The following is a 593-nucleotide window of genomic DNA, read 5'->3' as shown; positions in this document are numbered from 1 at the left end:
AATCGTTATGCCATTGTCGAACCCAACGTCACGCGTTGAAGCACGTCCAGAAGACATTATTAACTGGACCGATGGCGCGGCGTTGGTCGCTACCGGCAGCCCGTTCGGGCCGGTAAGCTATAAAGATCAGATCTTCCCGATCGCGCAATGTAATAACTCATACATCTTCCCAGGTATTGGGCTCGGTGTTCTGGCCTCAGGAGCAAAACGCGTCACCGATGGCATGCTCATGTCCGCTAGCCGCGCCTTAGCCGACTGCTCACCGCTGGCACAACAAGGTACAGGCGCGCTGCTACCTGATATTAAAGATATCCAACAGGTATCGCGTTCCATTGCATTCCAAGTAGCCAAAGAAGCACAGCTACAAGGCGTGGCCGTGTTGACCTCTGACGAAGCGTTATTACAAGCGATCGACAATAACTTCTGGCAGCCTCAGTACCGTATCTACAAGCGAACGTCATTCTAAGCATTCGTGAAAGTCGCTGAGTGAAATCCAACGAGAGTTATCTCCCAAGCGTGGTGTAACAACCACGCTTTATTTTTTATTTCGTGCCCTCATCGTCTAAAAAATCATCAAGTTAGGAAAATCCCAC

The 593-nt window shown here is 50.1% G+C and carries 1 protein-coding gene; it reads left to right on the top strand.

Going from position 1 to position 593, the window contains the following annotated elements:
* On the top strand, positions 1-466 hold a 466-nt coding region (locus RR876_RS17125; RefSeq protein WP_332637205.1), incomplete at its 5' end, for a malic enzyme-like NAD(P)-binding protein.
* Positions 467-593 lie beyond the last annotated feature (127 nt).

Origin of the sequence: Acinetobacter sp. (genome assembly GCF_036666595.1) — a bacterium.
Taxonomy (GTDB): domain Bacteria; phylum Pseudomonadota; class Gammaproteobacteria; order Pseudomonadales; family Moraxellaceae; genus Acinetobacter.
Note: the sequence above shows the minus strand (reverse complement) of the source record. Positions and strands in the feature narration are given on the sequence as shown.